Genomic DNA, 18,636 nt, shown 5'->3' with positions numbered 1-18,636 from the left:
TTACCTCCTTAAGAATGAATATTCCACATGTTTATAGGATTTCCTATATATAACATTCGCAAGTTTCGACATATAGTCATAATAGAAGGATATTTCCTTTGTCTTGCTTTATAGCCCTTCTGGTTATAGGCTTTCCTATTCCTTTATTTCATTGAGATTCCCTTAATCTCTCATAAGACAACAGAACCGTCAGACTGCGTCCAGGAAAAATAGAACATTTTCAATATGTTCTATTTTTTATATTCTGGTGTTGAAAATAGGCTAAATAAGAGATTCTTTCTTTGCCACAATTCCTATCCACTCACTATTCTCTTTGTATGGCTTGCCCGTTAAATCGCTCCATGCTGACTGTACAGAAAAACTCCCCGCCTCCAATACCTCCCGGATCTCTCCCAGAGAGTAGTCATGAAACCAATTCCTATAGACACTAATCTTTCCACATTTTTCGATAACAAGATACTGGTCAAGATAAAGATTTTCTTCCGGATAGTCAAAGCCGTTTTCAAGTACCAAATGAGGCTCTGGTTTCCAGAAACCATTTTCTGCGGCATACCAGCGGTTTTTCAGCCCGTTTTTCTTCCGATGAATTTTTGTAGATACATCCAAGGCAAAGTATCCATCCGGTTTTAATGCCTTATGGATCTTCCTCAAGAGCAAATCCCTTTTCTTATCGGAAATCACACAAAAATCCCCATAGATTAAAAGCACTGCATCAAATGTGTCACAATAGTTCATATCCAGATAATCCATATATTTATATTCAATATCCAGAGAATGATCGGTTGCTGCCTGTTCTGCATACTCGATAGACCTTTGGGAATAATCTACCCCCGTTACCGAAAACCCCTGTTGGGCAAAATGCTTGCAGTATAATCCCGGACCACATCCCAAGTCTAATATTTTATCCCCTGCCTTGAGATTCATGGAGCGAATCATATGATTAACGGTTTTTTCAATGGTCTCAGGCCTCCTGCTGGCAGCATCAATGGCAGGATTTAAATGGGCCGCAAGCATCCCTTTAGAAATATGCGGGTCATTCCAAAATAATTTTTCACCGGATGCAAAGGGCTCCGGCCTCTGGAGAAATCTCTCCAACACATTAAAATTCAAGTGGTCGCCATCTATTATGTTTTGCACTCCTACGCTTTTCATAAATACTCTCCTTCCCCTTACAAAATAACGCCATAACCATTGGCGCAGTCAGTCACTATTTCATTGAATTCTTAGGAATGGTTCCTCGAACAACCGGAATGTCCGAGGAACCCCTGTCTATATCAGATGAAAATATTCAGCAGCAGAGATATTCTTTGCTGCTCTTTTAATAAGGTACTTGGCTTTACTTTCTCTCCATCCAGCAATACTGCTCCTTTCTTAATATATTTTTCTATTTGTGAGCGGCTCAGATCATGCACCTGCTGTCCTAAAAGCTTGTCAATTCTCCATTTGCCCCTCACCTGTTTTATTACAATCTCAATCTCTTCTACGTCTAATTCTCTATAGGCTCCAATTTTTAATATTTCCAGTTTGCTGCCTTGCCAAGTTTGTACAGGTGCTGCTTCCTCTATTTCCGCAGTAGATTTATAAACTGCAAGCTTGTGGTTCCATGTGTGACCATTCTCACACTTATAGATGGCATATTCATAGATATTCTTGCCATTAGCATTTTTTCTCCTTTTTAGAGAATCCTCAAATGCAACTTTTTTCCCACAATTATGACAATATCTTTCAATTTTTTGATGCTCTGGATTTTCAATCAATTGCCATTCCAGTATTACTTTTTCCATGTTCCTCTCCTTTATTTTTAGGGAGGAACAATGCTTTGTGCTTTCATGCTTATCCGATTATTTTTGTCACCCATCAAGTGAAATCCATGCATTGTCCTTCCCCTTATTTCTTTGAGTGCATGGTTTTTTGACTTGGCATAGGCTCACCTCCTTTCAAAAACATAAAAAGGCCGCAAATGAACAATAGCGCTCATTTGCAGCCTGAATTAAAAAATCATCAATAAATCCACGAAGCTTCCATTGGGAAAAATCAGAGCCCAAGCTTCGCTCACTATAAACCAGATCATTCATTTATACCAAATAAATTAAACTGCCAAATCATTACATAGATTTATACCTTTAAAGAAAAGCAAGGTCTTGCCCTATCAAGGACATTCCATGGTAATGAATTCAAGCATATATCGAACTCGCGTTCAAAATTGGCATAAAAATACCGTGTGTTTAGGACACGGCAAAATCATCCATTTATTGACAGAAAGGTTGCAGATGTACCGTTATTCTTAACATTCTTCTATGGCACCTTAAAGAATCGCATTAAAAACAAGCCTCCACTTGCAGGCACAGCGTCTATTCTTTGAGGTCAATATTCAATTGAAGAATTATTTAAGAATAACTTCCATACAGAATCCTCACTTTCCATTATTATCAAAATTATTATATGATGAATTTTTTTTCACGTCAACCCTCTTTTATTCTATGGAGCCTTATAACCCCTCTATAAAAATTCTTATTGGTTTTATTCTCTCCATTTTAAGAATTTCCAAAAGATCAACTTTCATATCCTCCTCCAAAATCAATAGTAATCTCTAAAGCCTGTCTTTAGAATCCTTTTTTTCAATTCTACTTTTTCTTTTTACTTTTTATATGGGAAAGTTTCTTTAAACCAGCCTCTTCTCCCACACTCTGGACATTTTAAATACTTTCCTTTCTTCCAACCATTCGGCGAGAACATGTCTCTAAAAAAACTGATGGTAAATTTAGTGCTACAATATTCACATATATATGCATTTACCTGATGATGGTAATAGATTATACCCAGCAGTAGAACCACTGCTGCTGTGATCAGGATAGAAGGTGCAAACCCTCCGACAAACAATGCAATTCGAAATCCTGCAATCAAAAGCAAAAAATAGCATGCTATAAATATATAGGTCATGATATCCGTTTTTCGATGGATTTTCTTCTTATTAAGAAGAAAATCTACTTCTTCAATACTCTGAACTTTAATCTGACCAGTTTCATTAAGTTCTTGCAAAATAGCATCAAGTTTCTCTTTCGTCCGCTGTAAACTATGGATTTTTTCATTGATATTTGTGGATTGTTTGGACAATACTTCTGAAAGCAGCTGATAGCTATTTTTTTCGTTTATTATATTCCTTATTTCTTCAAGCGAGAAACCCAAAGCCTTATAAAGGCACACGAGATGAAGTTCCTTCAACTCTTTTTCCGTGTATAAACGTTTACCTCCCTCACTATAATCTGAAGGTTTAACAATCCCTTCTTTGTCATAGAACTGAACCGTACGGATACTTACACTACACATTTTTGCAAGTTCTCCTGTTGTAAAAGTTTTTTTCATAATCATCACCTCAGTTGCATTTTACAGCATTACGTAACGTTACAAGCAATACCTTACGTAACGTTATGCAGGCAAGTGGGGCCGGTCCCCACTTGCCTATTCTATTGAGCCGTTAAGAATTACCATATGAATATGGTCTTCCCACCGCCCGTTTATATTTAAGTATTTCGCAGCCAGTCCTTCGTTGATAAAGCCGAGCTTCTCTACAACCTTAATAGATGCTGTATTTTCAGGCATTATATTTGCCTCAATCCTATGCAATTTCAATGTATTAAAGGCATAATGAATTATAGCCTTAACAGCTTCGGTCGTATAGCCTCGATTATTTTTTTGTTCATCCATTCGATAACCTAAAAAACAGGATTGGAAACATCCACGAATAATCTCACTTAACGAAACAGAACCAATAACTGTCTTAAAGTCTTGATCTGCCTTTTCAAAAATCCAAACCTTAAATAAGCTGCCCTCGTCTATCTTCTTTAGCTCATTCGTTAATTGTTCTTTTTGAAAATCCAGGGAATAGAATATATCTTCTCTAGCACTTTCCCACTGTCTGAAGAACTCCTTGTTTCGTATAAAAAAATCCAAAACCCTAGGTGCAAATGAATCATCTAAAACTTTAAGCATCAATCGATCTGTTTGTATACCAGTATGGTTTACCATAATTTGCTTGCCTCCTTATAAACTTCTAGAAAGACAACGATTCTTACTTGCGTCCACTGCATTATTTATCCTCTTTAGCATATGATTTCGGGAAATTTTATTGTATAATATTGAATAGGTGATTAACTGCATATTTTTGTCTTTAAGCATGGAGAAACCCCCAAATTTAATATGATATTGCCTCGACAACTCTATCATATCAAATTTGGGGGTTTTTCTCTATTGTTTAAGCTTTTTAGATTTATTTTTCCAATATTTAGGGTGTGTTTTTCCGTGGTTTCGAACCGTCTTCTTGTCTTAAAGCATCATTATGAAGGTTAATCCGTTTAAAAATCCTTCCTTTACATTATTGTCATCTGGCAAGAAATTCAGTTCTTCCTTTATTTCTTCAAATAATTCTTCCATTGATAGTTCTTTGGTCATTGACATCACCCCCTTATTTATACGCGCCATACTGGTGTACAAATTCATTTACTGCTTTAAAATTTTCTACATTTATATCGCCGCCTGAAAGCAGTACCATATTTGTAGAGAATATATATCCCCCACCGGGAGCACAATGATCTACGATCATTTTTGCATGGTCAATACATTCCTGTTTCGTCCCATATTTCAATTTATCTATTGGCATTCCCCCTGAAATTGTTACGGTATCACCGATCAGCTTTTTAGCTTTCATAACATCATCCCTTTCAAATGCAGCAATCAGGAGCGACTTGGGAAGTTCTTGCAAATATTCATAGTAGTTTTCCCAGTTTCCCTCTAAAAACGCAAAAACCTTTCCTCCCCTTTCGTGTATTGCCATCAAAACCTTTTTATAAGCCGGCCAATAAAACTCTCCAAACTTTTTCGCCCCTAGGAAAGTGGGTATGTGCAAAGGTGTGAATGTCCAGGGGAATGGATCTATCTGGGATTTGCCTTGTGTCCCGAGGCCGATACAAAAATCTATCAGTTTTTCTGTAGCAGCTTTTAACTTATCCGGATTTCTCCGCATATCTACCGTTGTTCCAGTAAATCCCCTTAAGTAGTCAAATATCATGTCTAAAGGAGATATTACCATATTGCCGCTCGCCACTGGAACCCCATGTTTCTCTTTTAGATATGCGGCTCCATCCTCCATTTTTTTCCCAAATGCAGCTAGTTCTAATGCCGCACTTTTCAAAGCCTCTTTATTTTCAGGATAAGGCTTGTTTAGATTAGGATATTTTCTTGGAAATATCCTATTGCGTAAAAATTTTACCGGATCAGCTATAAGTTCATCATACTCTTCCACCTTCATTGGAGACACTTCAATGTGCTGTAAGGTAGTTCCGTCATTAGAAACAAAATATGCATTTGTGCCTAACCCTGAATATACCTTCATAGCACGGTTCAAACCAAATCCTAGGGTAGCATCAAAATAGATATCTTCAAAAGCCCTTCCAAATATTTCAAACTCTCTTTCATTGCTTTCCAGACATTCACTAATGGTCCCATTTCCATAGGACACCGCCCAGGTTTCAACTAATCCTAAAACTGGAACCCGATCTGGTTCCTGATGATTCGCCGTGGTAATCAATCTCTTTACTCTTCCTTCATATAACTTTGCTTTGTCCACTTATTTAGTCCCCCTTCGACCCATACCTTTTAGTATATCCATGTATATCCCAGCATGTGCAAGCATGTTTAGATGTTTTCCGTTGCCTTTAATCAATTTTTAATTTTTATGACCCCTGCTTTACATCGTTAGATACATAGAAAAAGCAAAAACTAGTTCCTCATACACCTGGGCATTTGGTGCGATAAATTCTTCCTCTTCCGCAGCAACATTGTTTTCCTCTACATACGCTGGCCATGAAGTGTAATATTCTGATTTGAATTCCATCTCAGATTCCTCCTTTAATAAACTGCATATTCCCTTACAAATTCATTTACAGCAATGATGTTTTCTGGTTTTGCATCCTTTATATTTAAAGCTACCTTATCAAAACTAAATATGTAATTACCGCCCGGGGCAAGAATATCAATCAACGCTTTCGCTTTATCAATACATTGTTGTTTTGTTCCTTGCGCTAATAATGTTAATGGATAAAGCCCTGAAATGATATGTTTCTTCCCTACTTTTTCTTTAATCGTCTTCGGATCACCGTATTCAAACATCATTTGTGTTCCCTTGGGTAATTCATTTAAGTAATCTAAAAATCTAGTCCAATCATGCTCAACAAATAATAATACACCTGCTCCAGCCGCCCATAACCCATCCACTAATTTTTTAAAAGTGGGCCAATAGAATTTTTCAAAATCCTTTTCTCTCATATAAGGTGCCATATGAAGAGGAATAAAGGTTTTCCTGCTAACTGATGAATTAGATTTCACTCCGGCTTTCAACATCATCGGCAATACTGCTTCACATGCTGCAAATACTTTTTCCGGGTGCCTTCTAATGTCTGCACTTATTCCGCTAAAGCTTCTGAATTGGTCAGCTATCTGATCAAAGGGCGCAATCGATTGACAAACCACCCGATCGTCAGCGAGGCCATATTTTGCATTCATCTCAGCGTCTGCAGCAGCGATGTGTCCCATGATGTCAAAAAAAGCTTTTTGTGCTTTTGCAAATACCATAGCTTTTCTCGCTGGCGTTGTATCTAAATTTGTGTATAATCGTGGAAATATTTTGTCATGCATGAATTTATACGGATCTTTAATCATTTCATCATACTCATCAGTACCCATGCCAGTAATCTCTGGATGTTGAATTTGCCCTTCAGAACTCATTATAAAATTTTTAGCTCCTAATATTCTATAGACCGGATATAGCCGCGTAAATGTAGCCGGATTAATATCCGATGCAAATGATTTTGCACCAACTTCAATCATGTCTCTAAACCCACAAACATCCCATTGTGCTTTTTTTAAATCAACACCTGCATATTGCATGATATAGGTTATATCCATCCAGGTGTATACAGGCACTCTTTTAGGTATCTTCCCCTCATCAATATCTTGGAAAAGTTGATTTCTTTCTTTTGCTTGCGCTGACATCTCGCTCATCTATTTCACCCACCCTTTATGAATGATTTTATGCTTTACACTTTTGTACTGTTGTAAACTGCAGCCAGACCACGGCTGCAAGTACACTGATTTTGGAAAATCGGAACATACTGCCGTTCTAAAAAATTCTATTTTATGCCCATCTCTGACAGATTTTTACCCCTTCCGCAGCATTCGTTGTGAAGGCATCTGCGCCTATATGTTCACAGGCTTCCTTCGTAACAGGGTTTCCTCCAATGATAATCTTTACGCCATCTCTTAGACCTGCTTCCTTTAATACTTCTACAGTATCCTTCATCGCATCAAGAGCTAAGGTTAAAACACCGCTCATTCCTACGATTTGTGGTTTTATTGCTTTTACCTTATCAGCAAATACACGGGCAGGTACATCGATCCCGATATCATGTACCTCAAAGCCTGCCGCCTCTGACATACTTTTAAAGATGTTTTTGCCAATATCGTGCAGGTCTCCCTGTACGGTCCCTAGAACAATAACTCCTGCCTTAGCCGTACTTCCACCACCCATAACAGGCTTTAATACATCAATTGCACCCGTTAGTAATTCTCCAGCGAAAATCAGATCTCCGACAAAGTATTCTCCCTTGTCAAATAAATCCCCTACCAAAGCCATCCCCTGCTGACATGCAGTCACTACTTTTTGTGCTTCTTCTTCACTTGGATTGGTTGATACAAACTCATTTAACATGTCTAATACTGTGCCTTCATCAAGGTCTCCTACTGCATCTGTCAATGTCTTTAAATCCAGCATTTAAAAACTCCTCCTTATTTATTCTTTTTGCTTATTTCGTTAAATTAGGTCTATTTAGTCTGGCAGCAATAACTTCTGCTCCAGCTATATTCATGTAATTTACATACCGGTTTAGGAGGGACACTTCGTATTTTGCTCATAAAAAACTATTAAAAGCTTAAGTGTATGCATCGTTCATATTGAGCTTTTTCAATCATTGCTTTAAAATATCTTATTATATTATGTACAAGCTTCATCGGATCAGCTAAAAGTTCATCATGCACTTCTGCTTTCATTCGCACCACTTCCGTATGTTTTAAGGCACACTGCCCATTAGCCGTAAAATATATATTTGTACCTTATCATTTAACATACTGGAGTATGTTTGTATATACATTAACATACTCCAGTATGTTAAGTCAATTCTTTATTTTCTGATACTTTGTTGTTATACTAATAATATTGAGAGAAAGGATAGGATAGGATATGGAAAGTTTAAACAAGAAGTCCCGGGTCGAACAGGCAGTTCATACAAAAAAGATTTTATTGAATAAGGCTTTTTATCTAATTGAAAAGAATGGGTATGATAACGTAACAATAGATCAAATTTGTAATGAGCTTGGATTGACAAAAGGAGCATTTTATCATCATTTCAAATCTAAAGCGGATATTCTTAAAAAGAGATTTAAAATTGCTGAAGGTGATATACTGGAACGATATAACAGCAACCTATCGTTACCGCCTAATGAGCAGCTTCGCTGCATATTTGATTTCTATGTGGAGTACTTTCAACTGGACCGGCTAGATGAAGTGAAGGTTTTTCATAAAATCCAATTAGATAACCATTACAAAAATTTTGCAGTTACAAGCGTTTTTCAAAGAAGTGTTCTAACAAATATTATCCGGGCAGGGCAAAGGGACGGATACTTTAATAAAGACTTAGATTGTGTAGAAACTGCAAAATTTATTATGACCTATCTGTATGGTCTTTTAATGGAATGGTGTGCATATGATGGTAAATTGAATTTTGCTGCTTCTTTAAATAACTTTTATGATAACTATCTGACAAAATTACTAATCCCAAAATAACCTCTTAAAAATTGAGTAAGACTTATACAATAGCTTTATCTACTTCAGGTAGATATTGGGTTTCATTTTGTGATGCAAACTCACCTACAGACTTAAGCTTTCAATGTAGTTCGTATACCTCAAGCCAGAGGACATCCTTGTTTTAGGCTAATGGTTCCATGTTGGGCATACGACAAACAAAAAAGCCTTGCATTACAGCAAGACTTTTTCTTACATTTTAGCTATTTATTCCACTTGTTGAATAATTGAAGTTTAAGCGTCCTAGGGTATAATGCCATACAACATGAATCATTGGAATCTGTATGGGAATCATGATGAGACATTTTATCACTCTAGCGGGCAGCAACACCATTATGGCTTTTCCTGTAATCATCCAAAGCCATAATGTATCCAATCCTAAATTTATAATTACTGAAATCACAATAACTGCCATACTGATACGTAATAGGTTTTTTGGTTTTCTGTAAAGAAAAATTCCATAGATTGACCCCGTTAGGAAAGCGGTCAAGGTAAACCCTGGAAAATATGCTCCTCCTGCGGGAAAAATCATCATTCCCAAAATATCCGCCAAGGCTGCTGCTATCCCGCCAAACCATGGACCAAACATCATGGACGATAGTGCTATTGGCAGAAAAGTAAACCCGATTCTTACGATCGGTGTTTGAATCGATAGAAAGCGGGTGAGTACAACTTCTAAGGCGATAAACAAAGCAAGGAAAACCAGTTTTCTTGTATTCCTCATAAAAGCACCTCCTCTCTGGCTTAGATATGCCACATAAAGAGAAAGATGCCCTTTTGCGGCAGCGGACGCAGAAATAGTACCGCAAACCTTTCATGGTTTTTCGTCCGGCGGCAACTTCCCATCCATCCGGCACTTTACGCACTATTTCCTACTCTGACTTTTACGTATATTTAATTTTCTTCTATGAAAATATTTTAGCATATACGGATAAATATATCATTGAAAAATAATTAGACAAATATGTAATTTTCTTTGAAATTCCATCCTTTTTTTTCAAAACAAGTACCTAATACCACAATAATATAATTCTGAAAAAAACGCAACATATTAGATGAAATAATGTGTTTCACTCTTCTCTAGTTGAGTAAGTTTCTTGTTTTCTGTAATCTATTATGACTTTTTCACAAGACAAGAGAACCGTCCCCTCGTCTTATTGAAAGCAAATTGAAAGCATTGGCTAAGGTTAGCCAATGCTTTCAAAATCTTAATCTATTGGTATACAATAACTACATGGTGTAATAAATACCCGCATCAGGACCTAGCGGAATATTGAAAATCATAAAGATAACAAGCAATATGGTCCACACAATTGCAAATACAATAGAGTAAGGCAGCATATTGGCAATCATTGTTCCAATGCCGGCTTTCTTATCGTATTTACGGGCAAAAGCCAATAGAATTGGGAAGTACGGGAACAATGGGCTCAAAGGATTTGTCAATGAATCTCCAATTCTGTAAGCCATCTGTGTTAAAGCCGGGTTGTAGCCTAACAACAAGAACATTGGAACAAATATAGGTGCCATAATGGCCCATTTTGCTGACGCACTTCCAATAAAGATGTTAATAAAAGATGAAAAAATAATGAATCCAATAATTAATCCGATTCCTGTAAAACCTGCATTTTTTAAAAATTCTGCTCCTTTTACAGACATGATCACGCCAATATTACTCCAGTTAAAATATGCTAAAAATTGAGATGCTACAAAAGCAAGGATAATATATGGTCCCATATCACGCATGGAATCCCCCATCATTGTAACCGCTTCCTTGTCATTCTTAATACTTCCGGTAATTTTTCCATACACTAAGCCTGGAGCTAAAAATATTAGCGTAACAATCGGTACCAGCCCCTTCATCAGCGGTGAGCTAGCAGCCAGGATAGAACCGGTTTCCGGATCCTTCATAAAGGCATTTTCTCCAACACTTAGAGATATGAGCACAATAATAAGAAAAAGTACAGATGCTCCGGCCCATTTTAATGCCTTTCTCTCCTGTAGACTTATTTCCGCTTTCGTTGCTTCTTCAAGGACCCCCTCATAGGCCCCAAAGCGAGGTGCAATAATTCTCTCTGTGACAAATACGGCCGCTGCAACTAAAAAGAGAGTAGAAGCCATAATGAAGTACCAGTTCATAGCTGGAGTCCCTTGATAATTAGCGTCAATCACCTGAGCTGCCGGTATCGTAAAGCTGGCAGCTAAAATATCCGCCATATTAATCATCAAGTTAGCGGCAAATCCGCCGGCTACCCCTGCATAAGCAGCAAATATACCCACAACCGGATGACGTCCGATACTCAAAAAGATAACTGCTGCTAAAGGCGGGAGTACGATAAATCCTGCGTCTCCGGCAGCATTTGCCAAAATACCCACCAAGACAATTGTAGCTGTAACAAGATTCGCAGGAACCTTACTGATGGAATTTTTCATCGCTGTTTGCATTAATCCTGACTTCTCAGCAACTCCAGCTCCAATCATAACCACCAATACCAGTCCTAGCGGCGGGAAGGATTGAAAATTGGAAACAAATCCGGTCAGTATCCGAGTCATCCCCTCCCGGCTCATTAAGTTTACAACCGTAACCGTTTCACCGGATGCAGGGTGGATAATAGATATCCCAGAAGAGGAAGCTATCCATGAGATTAGGATAATTGCGGAACAAAAAATCACAAATAGTGTTACAGGATCAGGAAGCCTGTTTCCTGCAACCTCTATTGATGTTAATACTTTTCCAAACCAACTTTTCTTCTCTTGTGCTTTAACAGAATTAGTCATAAAATTCCTCCTTGTTTGTATTTATGTATCATGCAAGTTGTCTACTTGTGTGTAGCAATTCCATAAGACTACTGCTTATCCTCACATAAAAAATCAACTGCAACCTGTGCCATCGATTGGGCCACCGTTAGCAGGTTTTTATCATCCCATTGGAATTCCGGGTGATGGTGGCATACTGGATTTTTAAGATCCTTTGATATTCCCACAAAGAAGAAAGAAGCAGGCACTTTCTGACAGAAGTAAGCAAAATCCTCTCCGCCCATATTGGGTTCCGGTGCTTCTGATACTCTTTCATCACCAACAATCTTTCCTACGGCTTTACTGACTAAATCAGTCATTTGATAATCATTTATCAACGGTGGGAAACGCTCAATATATTCAAATGTATAATTAGCTCCCTGAGATTTTGTTACACCCTCTAAGATCTCTTCCATGGCTTTCGGAATCCATTGTCTCAAATCTTCATCAAATATACGAACGGTTCCGACCACCTCTACTTCATTGGGGAGAATATTATGGCTTTCTCCGCCATGAATAGAACAGAAGGAAATCACTACCGGAGTAAGAGGGTTAATACGACGGCTTACAATCGTCTGCATATTGTTAATAGCTTGTACAGCAATACTGATAGAATCAACCGCCAGATGTGGCATAGCCCCATGCCCTCCCTTACCGATTATTCTAAAAGTAAACTTATCCGGAGCCGCCATGACTGCTCCATGCTTCACGTGAATATGCCCCTCCTGAGTCCCTCCCCACAAATGACAGCCAAAAGCTGCATCTACCGTTGGATTTTCTAAAATCCCTTCCTCAATCATGGGTTTTGCTCCACCGTCATTTTCTTCCGCTGGTTGAAACACCAATTTGATATTTCCTTTCAGTTCGTCCTTTAGCTCATTCAAAATCATAGCAGCCCCTAAAAGACCGGCGGTATGCCCATCATGACCACAAGCATGCATCCGGCCCGGGATCCGGGATTTATAAGGTACATTAGCCTCTTCCTGCAGAACTAAAGCATCCATGTCGGCTCTAAGTAAAACCGTTTTTCCCGGACACTTTCCTTTAATTATCCCTACTACACCTGTTTTAGCTACATTTGCAGTAAATTCGATTCCCAATTTCTTCAATACTTTTACAATGGTCTCTGACGTTCGTTTCTCCTCAAATCCAATTTCAGGATACATGTGAAATTGATGTCGCAGCTCAACCATTTCATCGTAATACTTTTTAGAAAGTTCTATAATCCTTTCTGTATGCATTGCTACCACTCCTTTAGGTAATCAAAAAATTTTAAACATCATAAATATTTGTTCGCCATATAGAGAAATATGTTTTTCTACGGCAAACTTTTTGATGTTTTGAATATGATACACTATTTCGACATATTGTGTCAATATTTCTTTACACATTCTTACCGATATCCCCAAGTAATTTCCCCCCAAAAATCCCAGGGATGTTTCGATCGTCTCCTTGTTTATTTTCATGCTATTGTAGAAGCTATATAAGTTGCAATAAACATCCGCTACGCCAAGGGGACGGTTCCTCAGGCACATAAAAAACACATCTACCAGACGAAGAACGAAATCGCTACCGAGATGGTTATTAAAAATAAAAACTGCATAAAAAATATATAAAAAAAGTGAAAAGTATGTGCTTTTGTGATATTGTTTAATCGCCAAAGAAAACAAACCACAGAAAGGAGACATACTTTTCACTTTTATGATTATATCATGAACCATACAGACACAATTCTTTTATACTATTACTAGAGCGCCGCCTGCCTTCTGATTGATTCATAGCAAATCAATTAGAAGGAGGTAGTTTCATGAATTACTATGAACAACAAATCGATCTATATTTTGAACTTAAGGGGACACCCGATTCTTCAAAAGAATCATATTTGAGAAGGATGAATACCTTTATTAAGTTTATACAAGATCGTCAAATATCCATGGACGATATCACCATAAATGATATTCAACAATACATTCTTTTTCTTAAGAGAGAAAGATCCCTTTGTGCTGGAACGATCAATAATTATATTTCTGCTATCAAATTTTTCTATACCTATGTACTCGGTAGAGAATGGGATGCCAAGAAGATCCCGCGAATGAAAAGGCCTCACAAATTACCCTTAATCCCTTCTAAAGAAGATGTGTTGGCAATCTTACAGGCAACTACTAATCTTAAGCATAAAGCCATTTTAATGTTGATTTATGGAAGTGGTTTGCGCGTCAGCGAAGTGGCCAAATTAAAAATTAGTGATATTTTTGCAGTAAAACCATGAGAATTAGAGTAGAGTAAGATAAAGTGAGTACGGTACAGGAAGTATTCCTTAGATTTTATTCTCAGTACAAACAAAGCTATACCTCATCTGCACAGCAAGCAAAGGCTGCAAAAGATATCATGAGCTGTAGAACTGCAGCTTTGGGTGGACATTTTTATGAATGCCTAAACACTAGAGAGTAACCAATGTTTAGGTCTTATTTTAGGGGCAAAACTTCCGATTGAACCCTTCAAGAACCGCCCCCTCGTCTTATTCCTTCCTTAATTCTCTTTATGCCCTCTGCAATCTCCGCAGTACTAAGATGCCCATAACCTATAATCAGTTTATTGCTATGTTTGCCTTTGTGGATCGTATACTTCTCCACGGGATATACCTTTACCTTTTGCTGCATGATTTTTTCCAATACCGCTTCTGTAAATGAAACATTTTGAAATTCTGCAACCAAATGCAATCCTGCAGCATGCCCTTTTACGACATATTTATCTGGAAAATTACTATTTAAGCTGTTTATTGCTGCTTGCCGTTTCTTATAATATTCTTTTTTCATTTTCCAAATATGTTTTTCAAGCTTTCCATCATGAATAAATTGCGCAAGCACAAGCTGTGATAAAGATTCCGTATGTACATCGGTATACTTTTTTAACCTCAAGTACTTGGGTATCAATACATCGGGCAATATCACATACCCCAGTCTAAGGGCAGGTGCCAGAATTTTGCTGAAAGAACCCACATAAATTACCCGATTGGGTTCCAATTCATAAAGGGAACTTATTGGCTGACCCTCATAACGAAACTCGCTGTCATAATCGTCTTCAACAATATAGCAGTCTTTTTCTTCTGCAAACCGAATAAGCTCAATACGCCTCTGAATAGGCAGTACGCCACCCAGTGGAAACTGATGAGAGGGTGTCACATAAACAAATCCCACATCATTGTCTGTTTTAAGCATATCTGTTCTTATCCCCTTGTAATCAACTGGAATCGGTTTTATGGAATACCCATAAGATGCGATAACATTGAGTAAGCCATAATGAACAGGGTCCTCCACAATAATTTCTATATCAGGATTGTATAACAGCTTTGATATTAAAGACAATCCCTGGGTAGAGCCGGAAGTAATCATTATCTGTTCCGGACTGCAGCGGATCCCCCTGACTCTGAACAGATAATCCGAAAGCGCTTCTCTTAATTCCATAATTCCTTCGGAATCACCATATCTAAAAGCTGAATAAGATACCTGACTGCATATCTTATGGAACAACCTTCCCCACTCTTTTTGAGGAAACAGATCAAGGGCAGGAATCCCTGAACGGAAGTCAATCAACCCGCTGTCCTCCTCTTTATAACCAGTACTGGAGAGACGTTTTTCTACTTTCGCCTCACTTCTCCTAAAATAAAGACCTTCTGCTACCATTGTACCGGAACCCCGTCTGCTTTCAATATATCCTTCTGCCTCAAGCTGGGCATAGGCTTCCAATACAACATTCCTGGATACTTTCAAATCTTCAGAAAGCCATCTGGTTGATGGAAGCTTATGACCTGCCGGCAACTCTCCTTCTAATATCATGGATTTAATCTGTCCGTAAATCTGCCTTATAAGTGAAGTATTGATACGCTTATCAATAGCCAACCACATGATGCTAACACCTCCTCATTAAAGTGGCCCTATTGTCCCTGGATTTAAGTGGACCTACTGAAACCACGCTTTATGTGTTAACATTATAAAATAAATGCCACAAATTTACAATCAATCGATAAGGAGTGTTATAATTTGATAAAAATCGCTGAAGATTTTAAAAAAATTTACCCTGATGCAAAATTAGGAATTCTTATAATGAAGAATGTCAAAAACCCACCATCAAATGCAGAATTTAATGCAACAAAGACTTTAGTAGAAAAGCAGCTGTTAGCCCAGTACCAGAACTACAACAGGAAAGAATTTATTCAATCGGAACCTATTTGTTTTTATGCAAATTATTATAAAAAGTTCAAAAAGACTTACCCGGTTCTCCTTCAACTGGAATCCGTTGTATTAAAATCGACTCCATTACCAAATGTTGCTGCATTAGTTGAAGCGATGTTCATGGCCGAATTAAAAAATTTGCTGTTAACTGCAGGACATGACCTTGATAAAATAGCGTTTCCTCTCAAATTGGAATTGGCACAAGGCAGTGAAAGCTTCACAGGTATCTCCGGAAAGCAGCAGTTTCTTACCGGCAATGACATGATGCTGTCAGATGAAAAAGATATTCTCTCCAGTATTTTAAACGGTCCCGATCATCGAACCCGGATTACAGGCAATACGAAAAACGTAATTTTCTACGCTTATACACCCGGTGGCATTCATGAGGATACTATCCGCAGCCACTTAAAGGATATCCACTACTATGTTTCCATCTTTTCTCCTGATGCAAAAATTCATTTTTTGGATATATTCTAAGATGCTTTTACCCTTCACTTGGTCCTATAGATATATGTTTAAAGGGGACGCTTCCTGTCCCCCTTGTTTTTATTCTTTTCTCTTTTCCGGCCGGTTTCTGTTTCCGTCAAATCCTGGATTGTTAGGCCCTCCAGGCATAGGATTTCTGCCGGTGGTTACCCCTGCTTCCGACAGCCATGTTACGGAATCTGTAATGGTAAAATCTACGATTTTGCTTCCACCCTGATAAGCACCATTGGTGTATAAACCATCCTTCTCATTTCCGGTTGATGTTCCTCCTGCATAAAGGGTATACGATGAATCTTTCTTTAGTTCCGGTGAACTTATCACAATAGACTGATAGCTCTTCTGCGGCGCAAAAGTTACTATGGTATTCCCTTTACTGTCCTGCAGATGAACAATTCTGCCGGCCTCCTGCATTTGTGAATACATCATATTGATGCTGTACTGCTTTGACTGTTCGGAAGGTGCTTGCACCATTCCTGAGCTTCCTGCAGCTATCAGCATTCCTCCGTTTATCTCAAATACACCGTCATAATCCAGGGCGCCGTTCCCGTTGTTCATTGGACCATTTACAATAACCGTCCCCGCGTTCATATAAATGGACCCGTTTGCATCCAGTCCATCCCCGGCAGCGTCAATCACAACATATCCGCCATCAATATCGAGCCTGTTATTGCCGGAGGAACGGAAATTATTTTGTCCCGGGCGCCCTTGCAGCGCTGATTGGTCTTTTCCTCCAGCAACGTTGATTCCATCATCCTTAGATACAACATAAATCTCGCCGTCTATGATAGATATAAGCGCACTCTCTATACCCTCATAGCTTTTCGTAATATTGATTTTCCCACCTTCTATTTTTATAGACGCGTCTCCATGGATGCCATCATCCCCAGAGGCGATAGAAATATCTCCTCCTGCTATTGTTATACTGTTATTGCTGTGAATGGCATCGTCAGCAGAATCAATATTGAATTTGCCGCCTTTAATTGTGATATCTGCTGAAGCTTTGATTCCTTTTGTACTTTGAGACTCACTTTCATCGGTTTCTGCAGTCAAAGGACTTTCTACGCTTTCAAAGGACCGCTTTCCCATATTTCCAGCTTTCTCACTGGCATTTGCACTGCCGCCGCCAGAAACAATATCAAAATCTCCGCCGGTGATCAGTACCGATGTTTTGGCCTGTATTGCATCAGCTCCGGCCGTTATATCAAAACGACCTGCTTCTATAGCTATAAACCCCTTTAGGGGATCCGTATCATTGGTAGATTTGATTCCGTCTCCTCCAGCTTCTATCCTTATATTTCCCTCTTTAACCAATACTTTGTCTCTTCCCATTAAACCATCATCGGCTGAAGCAATATGGATATTTCCTCCTAGGATTTTTAAATCGTCCTTACTGGAAATTCCATTGTTATAATTTCCCTTAACCCTTAGGGTCCCTGTTCCGTTTATAGTAAGGTCCGCTTTGCTAAAAATTGCGGCATTGGGCTCATCCTCTGAAGCCTCAGAAAAAATATAATTTTCTCCGTCGGTTACCATATTCTCAGTTCCATCCTGCAAAGAGATAATTGCTTTTCCTGCCTTTTTCACGTAAATCGGTGCACTATCCTTATTATGGATTTGCATCTCGTTTAAAACCAGTTTAACGATCCCTTTATTGGCAACCTCAACGACAATCTAGCCATTGTCCAGTTTGCCGCTGATGACATAGACTCCTGCTGCTGTAATAGTAATCACATTATCCTTTACGGAAGCACCTGAACCTTTTATACTGGCTGTACTTCCCTTTAATTCAATATAATTTGGATTTTCACTTTTCCAGTCACTATAGGCATCATTCTGGTCGTAGGTAATCTGATCTGCTGTAACCGTACCGCTATTTGTATGGTCCTGAGTATTTGAATTGGCTTCGGCTTTCTCTGCCTCCTGGGCAACAATATTGGGCTCCAGTGCAGAGTTTGTTCCGCAGGAAGCCAGAAAAGCTACACACAAAAGCATTACCAAAAATTTTGAACGGGTAAATTTTTGATTCACAACAACATCCTCCTTTTGATGACTCATCTTCTTGTATTTATGTTTTTATTCTATAACCGAAACCTTAAACGAATCTTAAAATTTAATATTTTATATTAAAATATTTCTCGTCAAAGGGGTTAATTTTTGCAAAAAAAAGCCCCCTTAAGGGGCAAAATCAGGCTTGCTGAAGACAATTCCATACAG

18 protein-coding genes, 1 pseudogene and 1 riboswitch are annotated in these 18,636 nt (G+C 38.4%); of the genes and pseudogenes, 4 read left to right on the top strand and 15 right to left on the bottom strand.

Annotated elements, in window-relative coordinates:
- Window positions 1-261: 261 nt before the first annotated feature.
- The 9 genes from Gferi_RS19365 to Gferi_RS19335 all read right to left on the bottom strand — a co-directional run bounded on the left by Gferi_RS19365 (window position 262) and on the right by Gferi_RS19335 (window position 7,825).
- On the bottom strand, window positions 262-1,152 hold the full coding sequence (locus tag Gferi_RS19365; protein ID WP_083273645.1) for a class I SAM-dependent methyltransferase: 891 nt from the start codon (window positions 1,150-1,152) through the stop codon (window positions 262-264).
- Between the two features lie 122 nt (window positions 1,153-1,274).
- Window positions 1,275-1,784, bottom strand: a complete 510-nt coding sequence (locus Gferi_RS19360) for a S4 domain-containing protein (RefSeq protein ID WP_069979407.1) — start codon at window positions 1,782-1,784, stop codon at window positions 1,275-1,277.
- Window positions 1,785-2,637: 853 nt separating this feature from the next.
- Window positions 2,638-3,363 (bottom strand): MerR family transcriptional regulator, encoded by a 726-nt coding sequence (locus Gferi_RS19355; RefSeq protein WP_069979405.1) that lies wholly within the window; start codon window positions 3,361-3,363, stop codon window positions 2,638-2,640.
- Between the two features lie 96 nt (window positions 3,364-3,459).
- A complete protein-coding gene (locus tag Gferi_RS19350) occupies window positions 3,460-4,026 on the bottom strand; it encodes a GNAT family N-acetyltransferase (protein ID WP_069979403.1) in 567 nt (188 codons plus the stop codon).
- 297 nt (window positions 4,027-4,323) lie between these two features.
- Complete coding sequence (locus Gferi_RS29045) at window positions 4,324-4,449, bottom strand: hypothetical protein (protein WP_257785948.1); 126 nt, start codon at window positions 4,447-4,449, stop codon at window positions 4,324-4,326.
- A gap of 13 nt (window positions 4,450-4,462) precedes the next feature.
- Window positions 4,463-5,623 (bottom strand): uroporphyrinogen decarboxylase family protein, encoded by a 1,161-nt coding sequence (locus tag Gferi_RS19345; RefSeq protein WP_069979401.1) that lies wholly within the window; start codon window positions 5,621-5,623, stop codon window positions 4,463-4,465.
- 120 nt (window positions 5,624-5,743) lie between these two features.
- On the bottom strand, window positions 5,744-5,890 hold the full coding sequence (locus tag Gferi_RS28240; protein WP_156782437.1) for a hypothetical protein: 147 nt from the start codon (window positions 5,888-5,890) through the stop codon (window positions 5,744-5,746).
- 14 nt (window positions 5,891-5,904) lie between these two features.
- Window positions 5,905-7,056 (bottom strand): uroporphyrinogen decarboxylase family protein, encoded by a 1,152-nt coding sequence (locus Gferi_RS19340; RefSeq protein ID WP_069979399.1) that lies wholly within the window; start codon window positions 7,054-7,056, stop codon window positions 5,905-5,907.
- A 133-nt stretch (window positions 7,057-7,189) separates the two neighbouring features.
- Window positions 7,190-7,825: a cobalamin B12-binding domain-containing protein gene (locus tag Gferi_RS19335; protein ID WP_069979397.1), complete on the bottom strand. Its 636-nt coding sequence runs from the start codon at window positions 7,823-7,825 to the stop codon at window positions 7,190-7,192.
- A gap of 465 nt (window positions 7,826-8,290) precedes the next feature.
- On the opposite strand from Gferi_RS19335, the gene Gferi_RS19330 reads away from it, so the two are divergent.
- Window positions 8,291-8,893: a TetR/AcrR family transcriptional regulator gene (locus Gferi_RS19330; RefSeq protein WP_069979395.1), complete on the top strand. Its 603-nt coding sequence runs from the start codon at window positions 8,291-8,293 to the stop codon at window positions 8,891-8,893.
- Between the two features lie 217 nt (window positions 8,894-9,110).
- Here the strand turns inward: Gferi_RS19330 and Gferi_RS19325 are convergent, their stop codons facing one another.
- The 3 genes from Gferi_RS19325 to Gferi_RS19315 form a co-directional block, all read right to left on the bottom strand.
- Window positions 9,111-9,635 carry a folate family ECF transporter S component gene (locus tag Gferi_RS19325; protein ID WP_069979393.1) on the bottom strand — a complete coding sequence of 175 codons (525 nt, stop codon included), beginning with the start codon at window positions 9,633-9,635 and terminating at the stop codon, window positions 9,111-9,113.
- A 57-nt stretch (window positions 9,636-9,692) separates the two neighbouring features.
- Window positions 9,693-9,793, bottom strand: a riboswitch (THF riboswitch).
- A 348-nt stretch (window positions 9,794-10,141) separates the two neighbouring features.
- The gene (locus tag Gferi_RS19320) at window positions 10,142-11,686 is read right to left on the bottom strand and encodes an AbgT family transporter (RefSeq protein WP_069979382.1); all 1,545 of its coding nucleotides are present in this window, start codon (window positions 11,684-11,686) and stop codon (window positions 10,142-10,144) included.
- A gap of 68 nt (window positions 11,687-11,754) precedes the next feature.
- Window positions 11,755-12,945 (bottom strand): M20 metallopeptidase family protein, encoded by a 1,191-nt coding sequence (locus Gferi_RS19315; RefSeq protein ID WP_069979380.1) that lies wholly within the window; start codon window positions 12,943-12,945, stop codon window positions 11,755-11,757.
- Window positions 12,946-13,511: 566 nt separating this feature from the next.
- On the opposite strand from Gferi_RS19315, the gene Gferi_RS19305 reads away from it, so the two are divergent.
- Both Gferi_RS19305 and Gferi_RS29520 read left to right on the top strand, forming a co-directional pair.
- A complete protein-coding gene (locus Gferi_RS19305; RefSeq protein ID WP_069979376.1) occupies window positions 13,512-13,973 on the top strand; it encodes a tyrosine-type recombinase/integrase in 462 nt (153 codons plus the stop codon).
- Window positions 13,974-13,996: 23 nt separating this feature from the next.
- Window positions 13,997-14,137 (top strand): annotated as a pseudogene (locus Gferi_RS29520) (transposase zinc-binding domain-containing protein); the annotation flags it as partial.
- Between the two features lie 65 nt (window positions 14,138-14,202).
- Here the strand turns inward: Gferi_RS29520 and pdxR are convergent.
- Window positions 14,203-15,609, bottom strand: a complete 1,407-nt coding sequence (pdxR, locus tag Gferi_RS19300; protein WP_069979375.1) for a MocR-like pyridoxine biosynthesis transcription factor PdxR — start codon at window positions 15,607-15,609, stop codon at window positions 14,203-14,205.
- 135 nt (window positions 15,610-15,744) lie between these two features.
- Between pdxR and Gferi_RS19295 the strand changes: the two genes are divergently transcribed.
- On the top strand, window positions 15,745-16,413 hold the full coding sequence (locus tag Gferi_RS19295) for a phenylalanine--tRNA ligase beta subunit-related protein (RefSeq protein WP_069979372.1): 669 nt from the start codon (window positions 15,745-15,747) through the stop codon (window positions 16,411-16,413).
- Between the two features lie 69 nt (window positions 16,414-16,482).
- Here Gferi_RS19295 and Gferi_RS19290 read toward each other — a convergent pair whose 3' ends face one another.
- Window positions 16,483-18,093, bottom strand: a complete 1,611-nt coding sequence (locus Gferi_RS19290) for a carbohydrate-binding domain-containing protein (RefSeq protein WP_257785997.1) — start codon at window positions 18,091-18,093, stop codon at window positions 16,483-16,485.
- A complete protein-coding gene (locus tag Gferi_RS28860) occupies window positions 18,094-18,450 on the bottom strand; it encodes a carbohydrate-binding domain-containing protein (protein ID WP_236932626.1) in 357 nt (118 codons plus the stop codon).
- Window positions 18,451-18,636 lie beyond the last annotated feature (186 nt).

The organism is Geosporobacter ferrireducens, from assembly GCF_001750685.1.
GTDB lineage: Bacteria > Bacillota > Clostridia > Peptostreptococcales > Thermotaleaceae > Geosporobacter > Geosporobacter ferrireducens.
This window is presented reverse-complemented; position numbering and strand designations above follow the sequence as displayed.